The organism is Kribbella sp. NPDC051137 (genome assembly GCF_040682535.1).
Taxonomy (GTDB): domain Bacteria; phylum Actinomycetota; class Actinomycetes; order Propionibacteriales; family Kribbellaceae; genus Kribbella; species Kribbella karoonensis.
Map to the genome: position 1 here is coordinate 611,740 of NZ_JBFBBI010000004.1, position 15,170 is coordinate 626,909.

Genomic DNA, 15,170 nt, shown 5'->3' on the forward strand with positions numbered 1-15,170 from the left:
GACGGCTTGACCATCAGACTGATTCCCCTGACCGACCCCGACTACCGTCCGTTGAGCCGCCGGATCGCGTGGCTGGCCGCGCACGCCGACGGTACGCCGGCCGGTTCGGCGTTCCTCCGCCTCGACAGCCGCAGTACGCACTCGCATCTCGCCGAGTTCGAGCTGAACGTGCATCCGGCCGAACGGCGGCACGGCATCGGCACGATGCTGCTCGGCGCGGCCGCCGGCGGCGCCCGGGACCACGGCGTACGGACGCTGATCAGCGACGCCGACGCCGGGTCGGTGGGTGACCGGTTCCTGCAGCACCAAGGTTTCGAGATCGGCCTGACGCTGATCTACGCGCGGCTCGACCTCGCGCAGCGGACCCCCGACGTACCGGCGGTGCCCGGGTACCGGCTGGTGTCGTGGGAGGGCGTCGCGCCGGAGGATCTCGTGCAGACGTTCACCGACGCGCGGGCCGGGATGGCCGACGCACCGTCGGGGTCCATCTCGTCCGGAGTCGACGTGTGGGACGTCGATCGGACCCGGCACGCCGCGCGGCTGATCGAGCAGCGCGGCGACCACCTGTACGTCGTCGCCGCGCTCGACGGCACCGGGCGGATGGCCGGCTTCACCGAGGTCGTCGTACCGGGTGACGGGAAGGGGGACGGCCAGCTGTACGGCACCGCTGTCCTCCCGGAGCACCGCGGCCGCGGGCTGGCGCTGTGGATGAAAGCAGCCCAGATCCACGAGACCCGACGCCGCTTCCCCGACCTCGACGGCCTCCTCACCGACACCGTCGACACCAACACGCCGATGCGCCGCACCAACGACCACCTGGGTTACCGCCCCCGACTCCAGGTCCACCGCCGCAAGCTGGACCTGTAACCGGACCTGTAACTCGACCTGGAGCTACTGCCCGAGGATCTTCTGTACGGCTGCTGTGGTGATCGGGTGGTAGCCGGGGCGGGCCTTGGCGAAGACCTCGGCGGCGAAGGCGCGGTCGGTGCCGGCCAGGGCCTGGTAGACGGGCAGGACGAGCTTCATCCGGCCCACCTTGGTCAGGAACTCGGCCATCTCGGCGTAGGCCGCCTCGTAGCTGCTCGCCGCGACGATCTGGTACCAGCGGCGCGCGATCTCTCCGTTCGCCGTACCGGTCAGACCGAACGCACGGTCCAGCTGCTGCAGTAGCACCGGGCTCAGGACGTCGGGAGCCGCGTCCAGGAACCGCAGCCACTCCTGCGTCGTCCACCGCTCGGCGCCGTGCGGCAGCTCACCCGTCGTCAGCCACGTACTGCGTGCCTCGTCCACGATCTGGAACCGCACCGAGACCGCCCGCTCCGCGAACGCCGGAATGCCCGGCTCGTACAGCCACGCGGCCAGTTCCTCGTCGGTCACCACGTCCGGATGCGGCGCGATCAGGTGCTCGCGCAGGTGGTCGACGAAATCGTCGGTGTTGATGCTGCGGAACGCGAACCGGTCGAAGTACCCGCGCAGGAACGGGTCGAACACCTCCCGCGTGAACCGCTGCTCCAGCCAGGACAGGAACCACGACCCCTTGAGCGGCCCGGTCGACGTCGTCCCGTGGTACTCGGACCGGTGGTGCAGCCCGGGCAGCTCGACCGCGAGCTCGGCCGGTGTCAGCGGGTCCAGCTTCACCACGGTCGCGTGCTGCTTGATCGCGGTCTCCATCACCGAGAACTCGGTCCCGTACACGGCCTCGACGATCCGGTTCTCGACGTACGACGTGAAGCCCTCGTTGAGCCAGATGTCGTCCCAGCTGTCCTGGGTGACCAGGTTGCCCGACCAGCTGTGCGCGAGCTCGTGCGCGATCACGCTGACCAGCGACTTGTCGCCGATCACCACGGTCGGCGTCGCGAACGTCATCCGCGGGTTCTCCATCCCGCCGTACGGGAAGGACGGCGGGAGCACGAGCAGGTCGTAGCGGCCCCAGCGGTACGGACCGAAGAGCTCCTCGGTGACCCGCATCATCTCCTCGGTGTCGGCGAACTCGGTCGCGGCCTTCCGGACGGTCGCGGGCTCGGCCCACACCCCGGAGCGCTCGCCGAGCGGCTCGAACACCAGATCACCGGCGGCGATCGCGAGCAGGTACGACGGGATCGGCTCCGGCATCACCACGTCGTACGAGCCGGTCCGGCGGGACGTCGTACCGTTGTCGGCGCTCATCAGGACCATCAGCTCCGGCGGCGCCGTCACGTGCGCGGCGTAGCTGAACCGGACGCTCGGAGTGTCCTGCAGCGGCACCCAGCTGCGGGCGTGGATCGCCTGCGACTGGCTGAACATGAACGGCAGCACGCCACCGGCGGTCATCGCCGGCTCCAGCCACTGCAGTCCGCTCGCGGTCGGCGCGGTCCGGTAGCCCACCTTCACCCGGGGGTGACCCGCGGTGACGATCGTCAGAGCGGAACCGAGCTCCGGATCGGCGTCGGCGAGGGTGTACTCGAGCGGCTCCCAGCCGTCGTCGGTCTGCCCCTCGACACCGGTCACGGTGAGGTCGCGGGTGTCCAGGACCAGCCGGTCCCCGGCCTCCGTCCAGGCGAGCGTGTGCGTCGCGCTGCCGGACAGCACCTGCTGACCGAAGTCGAGCGCGAGGTCGAGCTCCAGGTGGGTCGTCCGGACCCGCTCCGGCTCGGCATAGGAGTGGCGATCGTGCGTCAAGGGAAGCTCCCGGGTGAGGCGTCCGGGGAACAGTACCCACGTCCGGACCGGTTCGGGCGGCCAATCTGGGCCACCCGCACCAACGTGCCAAAACCCTGCTTCGGTACTGACTTGGCAGACTAGGGCCTATGACCATCCAGCGGACAGCCCACGGCAATCCTGAGTTGGTGCTCAACCGGCGCCCGTTCGGGTCCTGGCTGCTCGGGCCGGCCGACCAGAGCACCCGGCGGCTGCGGATCCGGTTGCAGATCCTGATGACCACGTTCTCGATCGGCACCAACCTGATCGGCGCGCTGGTCGTGTTCGTGCTGGCTGTCTTCGTGCTGCCCGGTCCGTCGCTCGTCGACCAGCTGCAGCTCCTCGACGCGGTCGTGATCCCGGCGTACTTCCTGGTCGCGATGACGATCGGCTGTGTCTGGAGCCGGCGGCTGACCCGGCGCGTGACGCGCTGGACCGAGCTGGGCCGGCCGGCCACCCGGCAGGAACAGATCGCCACGCTGCAGTTGCCGCTCCGGCTGACGCTGATCGAGGTGCTGCTCTGGCTGGTCGCGGCCGTGTTCTTCACCGTGATGACGCTGATGCTGCAGCCCGCGAACGCGCTGCGCGTCGCACTGACCGTGATCGACGGCGCGATCATCACCTGCTCGGTGTCGTACCTGCTCACCGAGTTCGCGCTCCGTCCGGTCGCGGCGCGGGCGCTGGCCGACTCGTCGCCTCCGCGGCGGCTGCTCGCGGCCGGGTTGAAGGCGCGGACGCTGTTCTTCTGGGCGGTCGGGTCCGCCGTACCGGTCGCGGGCCTGATGCTGGCCGCCGTCCTCGCGCTGATCGAGGGAGACGTGACCACGACCCGGATGGCCGTCGTGATCCTTGCCCTGGGCATCGTGGCGCTCGGCAACGGATACCTGCTCACCTGGTTGTCGGCGAAGTCGGTGGTGGCTCCGGTCCGCTCGGTGCGGGACGCGCTCAGTCTGATCGGCGAGGGCCGGCTGGACGTCACCATCCCGGTCTTCGACGGTACCGAGCTGGGGTCGCTGCAGGCCGGGTTCAACCGGATGACCGACGGACTGCGCGAACGCGAGCGGATCCGCGACGTCTTCGGGCGGTACGTCGGCCCCGGCGTCGTGCGGGAGGCCCTGACCAGCGACAGCCTCGGCGGCGAGGAGCGGTTCGCCGCCGTCCTGTTCGTCGACCTGGTCGGATCGACCGAGCTGGCCGCACAGCGGCCGCCCGGCGAGGTGGTGCAGCTGCTCAACCGGTTCTTCGCGATCGTGGTCGCCGAGGTGGACCGGCAGGGCGGGTTCGTGAACAAGTTCGCCGGCGACGCGGCGCTGGCGATCTTCGGGGCGCCGGCCGAGCTGCCCGATCCGGCCGGCAGCGCGCTCACCGCGGGCCGGGAGCTGGCCCGGCGGCTGGCCGAGGAGTTGCCTGAGGCAACGGCCGGGCTGGGGATCACCGCGGGCATCGTGGTGGCCGGCACGGTGGGCGACGTACGGCGGCACGAGTACACGGTGATCGGTGACCCGGTGAACGAGGCGGCGCGGCTGAGTGAGCTCGCGAAGACCGTACCCGGGCGGCTGATCGCGTCGATGACCGCGGTCGAGAAGGCGGAATCGGACGAGTCGGATCAGTGGCGGCAGAGCGACCTGGTCACGGTGCGGGGACGGTCGGTGCCGACGCGGCTCGCGGTCCCTCAGTGATCAGCTGATGCAGCAGGGCGGCGCCGTACAGCATCGCCTTGGTCTGCCGGTCGTGTGCGGCGCGGCGTTCGGCGATCGCGGTCCGGAGCGCCTCGGTGCTGCCGGTACGGCGTAGTCCGTCGAGGACGGGCCTGATCTGCTCGAAGTAGTACCGGCCCTGGCGCAGCATGTGGATGATGCGCGCGTCCCGCACCTCCTCCGGGCCGTAGCGGCGGTACTTCGTCCCCGGCTCGCGTGTCGGCGCCAGCAGGCCGGCGGCCTCCCAGACGCGGAGGGCCGACGGGCGGATGCCCAGCCGGTGCGCAAGCTCCCCCACCAGCAGCGACGGACCGGTCACCGGGTGCTCGTCGACGTACTCCGCCGCCAACGCCGCGAGCGCATCGCTCGCGGCATCGGTCGCCTGCCGTTGCTCGTGCAGCGCGGCATGCGCCGCGTCGACGAGCCTGTACGCGAGCGCCTCGTCGCCGTTGAGGACGGCGCGCATGATCGCGGTCGCCGTCTCGGCACCGAAGCCCGGTGCCAGCGCCCGGTACGTCAGCAGCGCCTGCACATGCTCCGGGCCGTACTGCCGGTACCCGCTCTCCGACCGCGGCGACGGCGGCAGGATCCCGTCCGCCTCGTAGTTGCGGACGAGCTGGGTCGAGACCCCGGCGCGACGGGCCAGATCGACCGGGCGCAGCGCCTTCTTAGCGGCCACCGGCGACGTCAACGGTCGACCCGGTCATGTACGACGAACGATCCGACGCCAGGAACGCGATCACCTCGGCGACCTCCGCCGCCTTCCCCGGGCGGGCCAGCGGCGGGGTCGTGCCGATCCGGTCCAGCCGGCCCGGCTCGTGGATGTCGGTCTCGATCAGGCCGGGACGGACGCCGAGCACGCGGACGCCTTCCTTCGCGACCTCGTTGCCCAGACCGACCGTCAAGGCGTCCACGGCGGCCTTGCTCGCGGCGTAGTCGACGTACTCCCCCGCCGACCCGAGCACCGCGGCGCGCGACGAGACGTTGACGATGACGCCGCCGTTCCCGCCGTACGCCGTGGACATCCGCCGTACCGCGGCGCCGGCGACCAGGAAGGCGCTGACCGAGTTGATCCGGAACACCCGCTCGAGGCGCGCGGCGTCGTACTCCGCGACCCGGCCGGACGGCGAGACCACGCCGGCGTTGTTGATCACGGCGCCGATCGGGCCGAGCTCGGCCGTCACGTTGTCGAAGAGCCGCTCGACCTGGTCCGCCTCGGCCACGTCGGCCTGTACGGCGACCGCCCGGCGGCCGCGTTCCTCGCACGCCTTCACGACCCGCGCGGCCTCGTCGGCCTGCGTCCGGTAGTTCACGCCGACGTCCCAACCGTCCGCGGCCAGCGCGAGCGCTGCGGCCGCCCCGATCCCGCGGCTTCCTCCGGTGACCAGCACAACCCGACTCATGCTGGCCAGTCTGTCACGCGGGCGGGCGGGCGATCTGGAGCTGGGTCTCGGTGTCGGCGAAGCCCAGCGACCGGTAGATCCGGATCGCCAGGTACTCCGGGTCCGCCACCATCACCAGCTTCCGCGCCTGGGTCAGCCCGTAAGTCGACGCGTGGTGCACCAGCGTCCCGGCGAGGCCGCGGCCGCGATCCTCCGGCGAGGTCTGCACGTTCTGGAAACGGCCCAGGCCGCTGCCGTCGAAGATCAGCCCGAGCGAACTCTGCAGCCGGTCACCGTCGAACGCCCCGAACCACTTCCCGTTCCCGGCGTCCACCACGGCCCGCTTCGCCACCAGCTTGCGCCGGGTGAACTCCCTGTAGTCGTCGTCGACGGTCATCTCCGCGCACGCCAGGCTTTGGTGGTACACCTGCTCCCAGTCGTCGTCACTGCTCAGGAAGCGGTACGTCGCCTGCTCGTTCGGGTGCGGCGGCGGGACGACCCGTTCGGCGGTCATCACGACGTTGGGCTCCACCTCGAAGCCGGCCGCGGTCAGCTCGTCCACCGCACCCGCATCGCCGTCGGTGCTGTCGATGCCGAACGCAACATGTTTCGCGTCCGGGAACTCGCGGCGGAAGTCCTCCAGCCGGAGCTTGGTGTCGTCCGGCGCGAACGGCGTCCGGTAGAGCAGGAAGTTGCCCCACCAGAAGCCCGGGTTCTGCGGTGTCCGGACCACGACGTACTCGCCGTTGTCGCGGAACTCGCTGCCGCCGAGCTCGAGCAGCAACAGGTCGGTACGGAAGCCGAGGCTGGTGATCTCCACGCAGCCATCCTCACGTATCCGTCAATCGGGTTTGACATGCAGCCATTTGGCTGCCTATGTTAGTCATGCAGCCGAATGGCTGCCTATCTGGAACGGGAGTGCGATGGACGACGAGGTGTTCCGGGCGCTGGCTGACCCCAGCCGGCGACGGCTGCTCGACCTGCTGAACGTGCGGAACGGGCAGACCCTGCGGGAGCTGTGCGCCGAGCTGGACATGGCCCGCCAGTCCGTGAGCAAGCACCTCGCCGTCCTGGAGAGCGCGAACCTGATCACCACCGTGTGGCGCGGGCGGGAGAAGTTGCACCACCTGAACGCCGAACCGATCAACGCGATCGCGGACCGGTGGATCCACCAGTACGACCGGCGGCGGGTGCAACTGCTCGCCGACCTCAAGACCTCACTGGAGACGACTGTGAACGATTTCGTGTACACCACCTACATCCGGACCACCCCCGAGCGCCTGTGGCAGGCGCTCACCGATCCCAAGTTCACCGAGCAGTACTGGGGGCTGAGCCACGAGACCGACTGGAAGGCCGGCTCCGAGATGATCTGGCACCAGGGCGACGTCACGATCGCCGGCCCGGGCCAGGTCGTCGTCGAGCACACGCCGTACACGCGGCTCACCTACGCCTGGCACCACATCACCCGGGAGTTCGCGGACTCCGTCGGCCTCTCCGGCGACGTGTACGAGGCGACCAGCCGCGAGCCGCTGTCGACCGCGTCCTTCGAGCTGGAGCCCGTGGACGGCCAGGTCAAGCTCACCGTCGTCCACAGCGGCTTCGGGCCGGACAGCGTGATCCGGACCATGATCGAGACCGGCTGGCCGCGGGTGTTCGCCGACCTCAAGTCCGTCGTGGAGAGCAGCGCTGCGCTCACCGACTAGTCGCTGAAAACGTTCGCATCTGCATCGTATCGGCATTTGCGGGCGTGATTTCTCCTTCTCCGACCTTGCCATGGCAACGTTTTCATCCTAGCGTCGGGCGGCAGGACACGGCGCGGGGGTCGAAGGAGAAGTCGATGAGACGAAGCATGCTCGCCCTGACCGCCGGACTGCTGGCCGTACCGCTGGCACTGTCCGGCTGCGGTGGCTCCGGGGACGAAGACTCCGCCGGCGGAGTCGTCCGGCTGACGTTCCGGCAGTTCGATCCGCCGTCGGAGATCGGCGGCCTGCAAGCGGTGGTGCAGGCCTGGAACACCAAGCATCCCGACATCCAGGTCAAGCTCGAGACGCTGACCGGACCGGACAGCGCCCAGCAGTTCGCGCGCGAGGCGAACTCGGGCTCCGGACCGGATGTCGTCCAGATCGCCAACGTGAACGTGAAGGATCTTGCGAAGCCGAAGATCCTGAAACCGATCGACGAGCTGGCGAAGAAGTCCGCCCCGGAGACACCGGTCGACCACTTCCTGGCGCTGGACCTGGCGAAGTTCCAGGACAAGACCTGGGCGCTCCCGTGGACCGTCGACACCTACGCGCTGGCGTATCGTCCGGACCTGCTCGCGGCCGCCGGGCTGAAGCCGCCGACGACCTGGGACGAACTCGCGTCCTCCGCGGTCAAGCTCAGTGACCCGAAGGCCAAGCGGTCCGGCTTCTGCTTCACCGGCGCGAGCGGTCCCGGGTCCGGCCAGTGGTTCCCGATCAACTACTACCTCTGGTCGCACGGCCAGACGCTGGTCAAGCAGGACGGCGACAGCTGGAAGGTCGGCGTCGGGCAGGACGAGCTGCAGTCCGCGATCGACTACTTCAACAAACTCTTCACCTCGGGCGCGACCGCCAAGTCGATGATCGCGGTCGAGCAGCTGACCGACCCGCAGCTCGTCGGCGGGCTGTCCCGCGGCACCTGCGCGATGACGATGATGGCCCCGCAGACCTTCCGGCAGGCCAAGAAGGCGAACCCGGCCGTGATGACCGCCCCGATGCCGGACGGGCTGAAGGACGGCGCCACCCACCTCGGCGGGCGGATGCTCGGGATCAGCGCGGCGTCCAAGCACCCTGAGCAGGCGTGGGAGTTCCTCAAGTACCTGAACAGCTCAGAGGCCTTCACCAAGATCTCGCAGTACCCGGCGGCCACCACCGTGCTCACCAAGATGAAGGTTCCGCCGGGCGAGGAGGGCTACCAGCAACAATTGCCGCACGCCCAGACCTTCGGCCGCTACATCAGCGGCCCGGTGCCGGTGAACACGCTCAGCAAGATCACCAACGCCCAGTTCGGCGCCGTGTACTCCGGCCAGACCGACAGCCACTCGGCGGCCGCGAACATCATCAGCCAGATCGAGGGTGAGCTGAAATCGCGATGAACGCCACCCGGGTCCCGCGGCGACGCGGTCCGTCCGGCGGGCTCACGCCGTACGGGCTGATCGCCCCGGGGCTGATCATCCTGCTGTTGCTGTTCGCCGTGCCGGCCGCCTACAACCTGTGGCTGTCGGTCCACGACGTCACGCCGTACGACGCCCTCGGTGACGGCCCGTTCGTCGGCCTCGGCAACTTCCGGTCGGTGCTGACGAACCCGTTGACGCTGAGCAGCCTGAAGAGCACCGTGGTCTGGCTGACGCTGGCGACGGTCGCGATCCGGCTCGTCCTGGGCCTCGGTATCGCGCTGCTCCTCCAGGCGCCGGTGTTGCGGAGGCTCCGGCTCGTCGGGCTCGCCCGGACGCTGGTGCTGATCCCGTGGATGATCCCGCCGACCGTCGCGGTCGCCGCCTGGCGGTGGCTGCTCGACGGGCAGGCCGGTCTGCTCAACCAGCTGCTGATGCGGTTCGGCGTGATCGACCAAGGGGTCCCGTTCCTCGGTCAGACCAGCACTGTGTGGTGGTGCATCATCGCGATCATCTCCTGGCGTGAGCTGCCGTTCGTGATCATCGTGCTGATGGCCGGGCTGCAAGCCATTCCGCACGACCAGTACGAGGCGGCGGCGATCGACGGAGCCGGCCGCTTCGGGACACTCCGGTACGTCACCTTGCCGAATCTGCGGCCGGTGCTCGGCGTCGTCGCGCTGATGATCACGATCAACTCGTTCAACAACTTCGTCTACGTGTACCTGACGACCGGCGGCGGCCCCGGCACCTACACCCAGGTGCTCGCGACCCAGCTGTTCACCACGGCGTTCGTCGACAACAAGCTCGGCTCCGGTGCCGCGATCGGGCTGCTGATGTCGTTCTGCATGGTGCTGTTCACGATCTTCTACCTGGGCATCCTGCAGCGGAGGCCGAACTCATGACCGCGACGACGTACGACCGGACCGAAGCCTCCTCGACGACCCGCGAGCTGCGCCGGCGGAAGATCCGGTCCCGCACCGGGGACGCCGCCGTGCTGGCGACGGTCGCGGTGGTGCTGGCGGCGATGGTCTTCCCGTTCGCGTGGATGGTGATGACCGCCTTCCGGCCGGCGGACGAGATGTTCGACCTCAACCGGATCCTGCCGGACCACTTCACCGTGCACGGATTCCGGCAACTGTTCGCCGGCTCGGCCTTCGGCCGCTACGTGCTGAACAGCACGGTGGTCGCGCTGGTGGCGATGGTCGTCGCGGTGTTCGTCTCGTGCCTCACCGGTTACGCGTTCTCGCGGTTCGAGTTCCGTGGCAAGCGGGTGCTGATGGTGGCCTTCATCGCAGTGCAGCTGTTCCCGTTCGTCATCCTGATCACGCCGCTGTACCTGTTCTTCTCCGAGCTGCACCTGCTGAACACGTACCAGGGCCTCATCCTCGCGTACGTGGGGCTGGTGCTGCCGTTCGCGACGTACCTGATGATGGGGTACTTCAACACCGTTCCGAAGGGGCTCGACGAGGCTGCGCGGATCGACGGCTGCTCGACCCTCGGGGTGCTGTTCCGGGTGATCTTCCCGATCGCCTGGCCCGGAGTCGCGACGGTCGCGATCAACACGTTCGTGATGGCCTGGGAGGAGTACCTGTTCGCCAAGGTGCTGATGACCGACAACCAGCTGAAGACCGTGCAGGTCGGGCTGTCCGACTTCTTCGGCGAGTTCACGACACAATGGGACCTCGTCATGTGCGCATCGGTGGTGGCGTCGGTTCCCACCGTCATCCTCTTCGCGATCGCTCAGCGACGTCTGGTATCCGGTCTCGCGACCGGGAGCGTGAAGGAGTGACGATGAGCAGGAACCTTCAACCCAAGCCGCCGACGATCAAGGACGTCGCCGTCCTGGCCGGGGTGAGTATGTCCACCGTGTCGCGCGTGCTCAACGGGTCCGCCGCCGTCCAGAGCGAGACCGCCGAGCGGGTACGCCGCGCGGTGACCCAGCTCGACTTCGTGCTCAGCGCGTCCGCACGCTCGCTGCGTCCCGGCGTCCGGTCGATGACCTGGGGACTGCTCGTGGACGCCGTCGAGTCGCACTACTTCAGCACGCTGATCGCCGAGCTCGACCGAGCGGCGCAGGACCACGGTTCCACGCTGCTCGTATCGGTGACGCAGAAGGAGTGGGCGCGCGAGAAGCATCTGATCAAGGAGATGTCGAGCCGCCGGGTCGACGGGTTGTTCGTCGTACCTGCCAACGGCGACGTCCTCGGCGAGCGGTCCCGGCTGTCCGGTGCGCCGATCGTGTACGTCGACAGGATTCCGAGCGGCGTGGTCGCCGACGTGGTCACCTTCGACTACTACAAGGCGATGGCCGAAATCGTCGAGGAGCTGTGGGTGCAGGGTCATCGCCGGATGGCGTTCATCGGCGGCGAGGTGGACACCGATCCCGGATCGCGGCGCTACGCGGCCTGGAACGACGTCCTGCGCCGGCACGGCGGCACCCCGGATCCGGATCTGGTCAGTGTCGGCCACCTGGTCGCCGGCACCGCCACCGAGGCCGTGGCCGGAATGCTGCGTTCCGATCGGCCGCCGACCGCCGTCGTCACCACGACCGGTCTCCTGCTCCTCGGCGTACTGCGTGCGATCGCACTCGAAGGTGCGGACATCGAGGCCGCGTGCACCGAGGAGATCGACTCGGCGTTCCTCTCCCCCGTGCCGCTGACTCTCGTCGCGGCGGACTTCACGCTGCTCGTGAGCAACGCCGTCGAGCTCCTCACGGCCCGCATCGAGAACGCCGGCGAGCCGCCGACCACCCGGCTGCTACCGACCGGCCGGGTCCGTCTCGACCCGCTCCGTTCCTCCACACTCCCCTCTTGAAAGCGAGCTGCCTGGTGACGCGACCGAACATCGTGATCGTCTACACCGACGACCTGGGGTGGGGAGATCTCGGCTGCTACGGAAGCCCGGAGATCCGCACACCTCATATCGACGCGCTGGCCGATCGCGGCGTCCGGATGACCGACTGGTACTCGAACTCACCGGTCTGCTCGCCGTCCCGCGCCTCGCTGCTGACCGGTCGGCACCCCGCGCACGCCGGAGTCGAGTCGATCCTCGGCGCCAAACGCGACACCTCCGGGCTCCCGCCCCAGTCCACGCTCGCCTCGACGCTCGCGGAGGCCGGCTGGCGGACCGCGATCTTCGGCAAGTGGCACCTCGGCGTCGAGCCCGGGTCGGCCCCGCTGCGGCACGGCTTCCAGCACCACGTCGGCTTCCGCGCAGGCTGCGTCGACTACTACTCGCACATCATGTACTGGGGCGTCCGCTACCCGATCCACGACCTGTGGTCGGACGACACCGAGATCTGGAACAACGGCGAGTACCTGACCGACCTGATCACCGACCGCGCCGTCGAGTTCATCGAGGACAGCCGGCACACCGCCGAGCCGTTCCTCTGCTACGTCGCCTACAACGCGCCGCACTATCCGATGCACGCTCCGGAGGACGCGATGGCGAAGTACGCGCATCTGCCCTGGGACGAGCAGGTGATGGCCGCGATGGTCAGCCGGGTGGACGACGGCGTCGGGCGGATCGTCGAGGCGCTGCGGCAGACCGGGCGGCTCGACGACACGATCATCTTCTTCTCGTCGGACAACGGCCCGTCCGCCGAGGAGCGGAACTGGCTCGGCGGCGAGGAGATCGCGTACGCCGGCGGCTCGACCGGCGGGCTGCGCGGCCACAAGGGATCGGTCTTCGAGGGCGGCATCCGGGTGCCAGGCATCTGGTCCTGGCCGGCCGTCCTGCCCGCGGGCAGGACGTGTGAGGTGCCGTCGATGATGATGGACGTCACGCCGACGATCCTCGCCGCCGCCGGCCTCGAACCGGACGCGGATCTCGACGGAGAAGATCTGTTGCCCGCGCTGTCCCGGGGCCGGACCGATTCGGAGCGCGTGCTGTCGTGGGAGTACGAGGGCCAGCTCGCGGTACGCCGCGGACGCTGGAAGCTCGTCGCCGATCCTTCCGAACGTCTCGGGGCGCCACGGCAACCGGGCCGTCTGCTGTTCGACCTGCTCGCGGATCCGCACGAGACCACCGACCTGGCCGCACGCGAGCCCGAGGTGCTGGCCGACCTCGGCAAGCAGGTCGAGAGCTGGTCGGAAGCGCTCGACGGCTGGCGACGGCCGCGGGGCTAGGGTCGCTTGTGGATCACCAGAGGCAGCACCGCGGCGGCACCGGCTTCGCGAAGCTTGGCGGTGGCTACTGTGACCGGCCACTGGGATGAGGTTGCGTCTACCAAGAGGAGAATTGTTCTGTCGGTGACGGCTTGGGTTGTGGCGGGGTCCACGACGATGCCGTCTCTCCAGACCTTGGCCTCTTCCGCCGAGGAGAGATCGTCGGTGTAGCCGGCGCGGTCGACGGTCAGCTCGGCCCGCTCGAGCCGGCCGACGCCGGCGACGTGGTCGGCGACGACCGAGGTCAGGTCGGGGTGACCGCCGGCCGCCAGTGGTACGACGACCTCCGGGCGGGCCGACCACGAACCGCGCCAGCGGGACAGCGCGGCGACCGCGCCCGCCTTCAGGGCCTCGACGGCGTCATGGGCCGGCGTACCGCTGAACGCACCCTGCAAGACCTCCCGCCACTCGGGCGCGTCGGCGTACACGATGATCCGCCCCGGTTCCGCGGACAACCCGGGCGGGATCTTGCCGCGGGCACCGAACGCCCCGCCGGGCCACATCTTGCGTGGCTCCAGCACATGCACCTCGCCGCGCAGCAACCGCGTGACGGCTGCCACCGTCTCCGGATCGGGCCGCGCGGTGAGCGGCTCCGGCAGCTTCCCCAGGCACACCGAGCAGCGTCCGCACGGCTCCGCCGACGGATCGTCCAGCGACTCCTGCAGCAGTTGCATCAGGCAACGGTCGCCGTGGGTGTACGCGCGCATGATGTCCGCCTCACGCCGCCGTACCGACACGATGCCGTCGTAGTGCGCGGCGTCGAACGTCCACTCGGCGCCGGTCCGCAACCAGCCGCGCTCGACCCGCTCCACGACCCCGTCCACGGCCAGCTGCTTCAGCATCAACTCGACCCGCGTACGCCGCAGCCCGGTCTCGGCCTCCAGCGCCGGCACCGACGCGGGCTGATCCGGACCGTAGCCCTCCAGAGCCCGCAACAACCGCTGCACGTTCTCCGGCACCGGGATCGTCGCGGTCGCGAAGTAGTCCCAGACGCCCGAGTCCGCGTCCGACGGCAGCAGCGCCACCACCGCGTGGTCGATCCCGCGCCCGGCACGCCCGACCTGCTGGTAGTACGACACCGGCGACGGCGGCGAACCCACGTGGACGACGAACCCGAGGTCCGGCTTGTCGTACCCCATCCCGAGCGCCGACGTCGCGACCAACGCCTTCAGCCGGTTGTCCCGCAAGGCGTCCTCGAGGCTCTCCCGCTCCCCCGCCTCCAGCTGCCCGGTGTACGCCGCCACCGGCACGTCCCGGCCGTGCACCTCCTGGATCACCGCCGCGAGCCGCTGCGCGTCCGCGACGGTCAACGCGTACACGATTCCCGACCCGGGCAGCTGCGGCAGCACGTCGACGACCCACGCGAACCGGTCCAACGGTGACAGCGCATCGACCACGGCCAGCTGCAGACTCGACCGCGCCAGCGGACCACGCAGTACCAGCGTCGACGCGCCCAACTGCTTCGCGACGTCGTCCGTGACCCGCGAGTTCGCCGTCGCCGTCGTCGCCAGCACGGGGGTGTCCGGGTTGAGCTTCTGCAGCACGTCGGACACCCGCCGGTAATCGGGCCGGAAGTCGTGCCCCCAGTCCGACACCGCGTGCGCCTCGTCGATGACGAGAAGTCCGATGTTGCCCGCAAGGCCGTCCAGCACGCGGCGCCCGAACCCCGGGTTCGCCAGACGCTCCGGGGACACCAGGAGTACGTCGACAGCGCCGGAGCGGAGGTCGTGCTCGATCTCCGACCAGGCGTCGATGTTGTTCGAGTTCAAGGTCGCGGCGCGCAGGCCTGCCCGGCTCGCGGCGGCGACCTGGTCACGCATCAGTGAGAGCAGCGGCGAGACCACCAGCGTCGGCCCGAACCCTTCGGCCCGGCGGATCGCGGTCGCGGCCCAGTACACCGCGGACTTGCCCCAGCCGGTCGCCTGCACCACGAGCACCCGCGCCGCCGCCTCGCACAGCGCCGCGACCGCGGTCTCCTGGTCCGCCCGCAGCCGCGCGGCGTCTCCCGCGATCGCCCGGATCACGTCCCCGGCGACCTTCGCCCGGTCCTCGGTCAGCATCAGCATCGCGTCGGTCTCACCCATGCCGCAAACCCTAGACGGCGCCACCCCCAACC

At 69.6% G+C, this 15,170-nt stretch carries 13 protein-coding genes; 8 read left to right on the forward strand and 5 right to left on the reverse strand.

Annotated features, from left to right (window positions below; genetic code table 11):
* Positions 1-6 precede the first annotated feature (6 nt).
* Entirely contained in the window at positions 7-867 is an 861-nt protein-coding gene (locus AB0M51_RS24135; RefSeq protein WP_344195178.1) for a GNAT family N-acetyltransferase, read from the forward strand.
* Positions 868-891: 24 nt separating this feature from the next.
* Here AB0M51_RS24135 and AB0M51_RS24140 read toward each other — a convergent pair whose 3' ends face one another.
* Entirely contained in the window at positions 892-2,658 is a 1,767-nt protein-coding gene (locus AB0M51_RS24140) for a M1 family metallopeptidase (protein ID WP_344195176.1), read from the reverse strand.
* A 128-nt stretch (positions 2,659-2,786) separates the two neighbouring features.
* On the opposite strand from AB0M51_RS24140, the gene AB0M51_RS24145 reads away from it, so the two are divergent.
* Positions 2,787-4,355 (forward strand): adenylate/guanylate cyclase domain-containing protein, encoded by a 1,569-nt coding sequence (locus AB0M51_RS24145; RefSeq protein ID WP_344195174.1) that lies wholly within the window; start codon positions 2,787-2,789, stop codon positions 4,353-4,355.
* On the opposite strand, the gene AB0M51_RS24150 is transcribed toward AB0M51_RS24145, so the two are convergent.
* Genes AB0M51_RS24150 through AB0M51_RS24160 form a run of 3 tightly spaced genes read right to left on the reverse strand, consistent with a single transcriptional unit; the run spans position 4,306 to position 6,575 of the window.
* Entirely contained in the window at positions 4,306-5,052 is a 747-nt protein-coding gene (locus tag AB0M51_RS24150; RefSeq protein WP_344195144.1) for a TioE family transcriptional regulator, read from the reverse strand. The two genes, AB0M51_RS24145 and AB0M51_RS24150, sit on opposite strands and share 50 nt — an antisense overlap.
* Positions 5,042-5,776: an SDR family NAD(P)-dependent oxidoreductase gene (locus AB0M51_RS24155; RefSeq protein WP_344195142.1), complete on the reverse strand. Its 735-nt coding sequence runs from the start codon at positions 5,774-5,776 to the stop codon at positions 5,042-5,044. The genes AB0M51_RS24150 and AB0M51_RS24155 overlap by 11 nt, the downstream gene beginning before the upstream one ends.
* A 13-nt stretch (positions 5,777-5,789) precedes the next feature.
* Positions 5,790-6,575 (reverse strand): GNAT family N-acetyltransferase, encoded by a 786-nt coding sequence (locus tag AB0M51_RS24160; RefSeq protein ID WP_344195140.1) that lies wholly within the window; start codon positions 6,573-6,575, stop codon positions 5,790-5,792.
* A gap of 103 nt (positions 6,576-6,678) precedes the next feature.
* Between AB0M51_RS24160 and AB0M51_RS24165 the strand changes: the two genes are divergently transcribed.
* The 6 genes from AB0M51_RS24165 (at position 6,679) to AB0M51_RS24190 (ending at position 13,015) form a co-directional block, all read left to right on the forward strand.
* A complete protein-coding gene (locus AB0M51_RS24165) occupies positions 6,679-7,458 on the forward strand; it encodes a metalloregulator ArsR/SmtB family transcription factor (RefSeq protein WP_344195138.1) in 780 nt (259 codons plus the stop codon).
* Between the two features lie 134 nt (positions 7,459-7,592).
* Positions 7,593-8,870 carry a sugar ABC transporter substrate-binding protein gene (locus AB0M51_RS24170; RefSeq protein ID WP_344195136.1) on the forward strand — a complete coding sequence of 426 codons (1,278 nt, stop codon included), beginning with the start codon at positions 7,593-7,595 and terminating at the stop codon, positions 8,868-8,870.
* Positions 8,867-9,790 (forward strand): sugar ABC transporter permease, encoded by a 924-nt coding sequence (locus AB0M51_RS24175; RefSeq protein WP_344195134.1) that lies wholly within the window; start codon positions 8,867-8,869, stop codon positions 9,788-9,790. The genes AB0M51_RS24170 and AB0M51_RS24175 overlap by 4 nt, the downstream gene beginning before the upstream one ends.
* Positions 9,787-10,677, forward strand: coding sequence for a carbohydrate ABC transporter permease (locus AB0M51_RS24180; protein ID WP_344195132.1), 891 nt, complete (start codon positions 9,787-9,789; stop codon positions 10,675-10,677). The genes AB0M51_RS24175 and AB0M51_RS24180 overlap by 4 nt, the downstream gene beginning before the upstream one ends.
* A gap of 2 nt (positions 10,678-10,679) precedes the next feature.
* The gene (locus AB0M51_RS24185) at positions 10,680-11,702 is read left to right on the forward strand and encodes a LacI family DNA-binding transcriptional regulator (protein ID WP_344195130.1); all 1,023 of its coding nucleotides are present in this window, start codon (positions 10,680-10,682) and stop codon (positions 11,700-11,702) included.
* A 14-nt stretch (positions 11,703-11,716) separates the two neighbouring features.
* A complete protein-coding gene (locus AB0M51_RS24190) occupies positions 11,717-13,015 on the forward strand; it encodes a sulfatase-like hydrolase/transferase (protein ID WP_344195128.1) in 1,299 nt (432 codons plus the stop codon).
* Here AB0M51_RS24190 and AB0M51_RS24195 read toward each other — a convergent pair.
* A complete protein-coding gene (locus AB0M51_RS24195) occupies positions 13,012-15,138 on the reverse strand; it encodes a DEAD/DEAH box helicase (protein ID WP_344195126.1) in 2,127 nt (708 codons plus the stop codon). The two genes, AB0M51_RS24190 and AB0M51_RS24195, sit on opposite strands and share 4 nt — an antisense overlap.
* Positions 15,139-15,170 lie beyond the last annotated feature (32 nt).

Bases quoted from the DNA above. Each gene is read 5' to 3' on its own strand.
- AB0M51_RS24145 (WP_344195174.1), top strand. From the start codon at position 2,787: ATGACCATCCAGCGGACAGCCCACGGCAATCCTGAGTTGGTGCTCAAC.
- AB0M51_RS24155 (WP_344195142.1), bottom strand. From the start codon at position 5,776: ATGAGTCGGGTTGTGCTGGTCACCGGAGGAAGCCGCGGGATCGGGGCG.
- AB0M51_RS24165 (WP_344195138.1), top strand. From the start codon at position 6,679: ATGGACGACGAGGTGTTCCGGGCGCTGGCTGACCCCAGCCGGCGACGG.
- AB0M51_RS24170 (WP_344195136.1), top strand. From the start codon at position 7,593: ATGAGACGAAGCATGCTCGCCCTGACCGCCGGACTGCTGGCCGTACCG.
- AB0M51_RS24175 (WP_344195134.1), top strand. From the start codon at position 8,867: ATGAACGCCACCCGGGTCCCGCGGCGACGCGGTCCGTCCGGCGGGCTC.
- AB0M51_RS24180 (WP_344195132.1), top strand. From the start codon at position 9,787: ATGACCGCGACGACGTACGACCGGACCGAAGCCTCCTCGACGACCCGC.
- AB0M51_RS24185 (WP_344195130.1), top strand. From the start codon at position 10,680: ATGAGCAGGAACCTTCAACCCAAGCCGCCGACGATCAAGGACGTCGCC.
- AB0M51_RS24195 (WP_344195126.1), bottom strand. From the start codon at position 15,138: ATGGGTGAGACCGACGCGATGCTGATGCTGACCGAGGACCGGGCGAAG.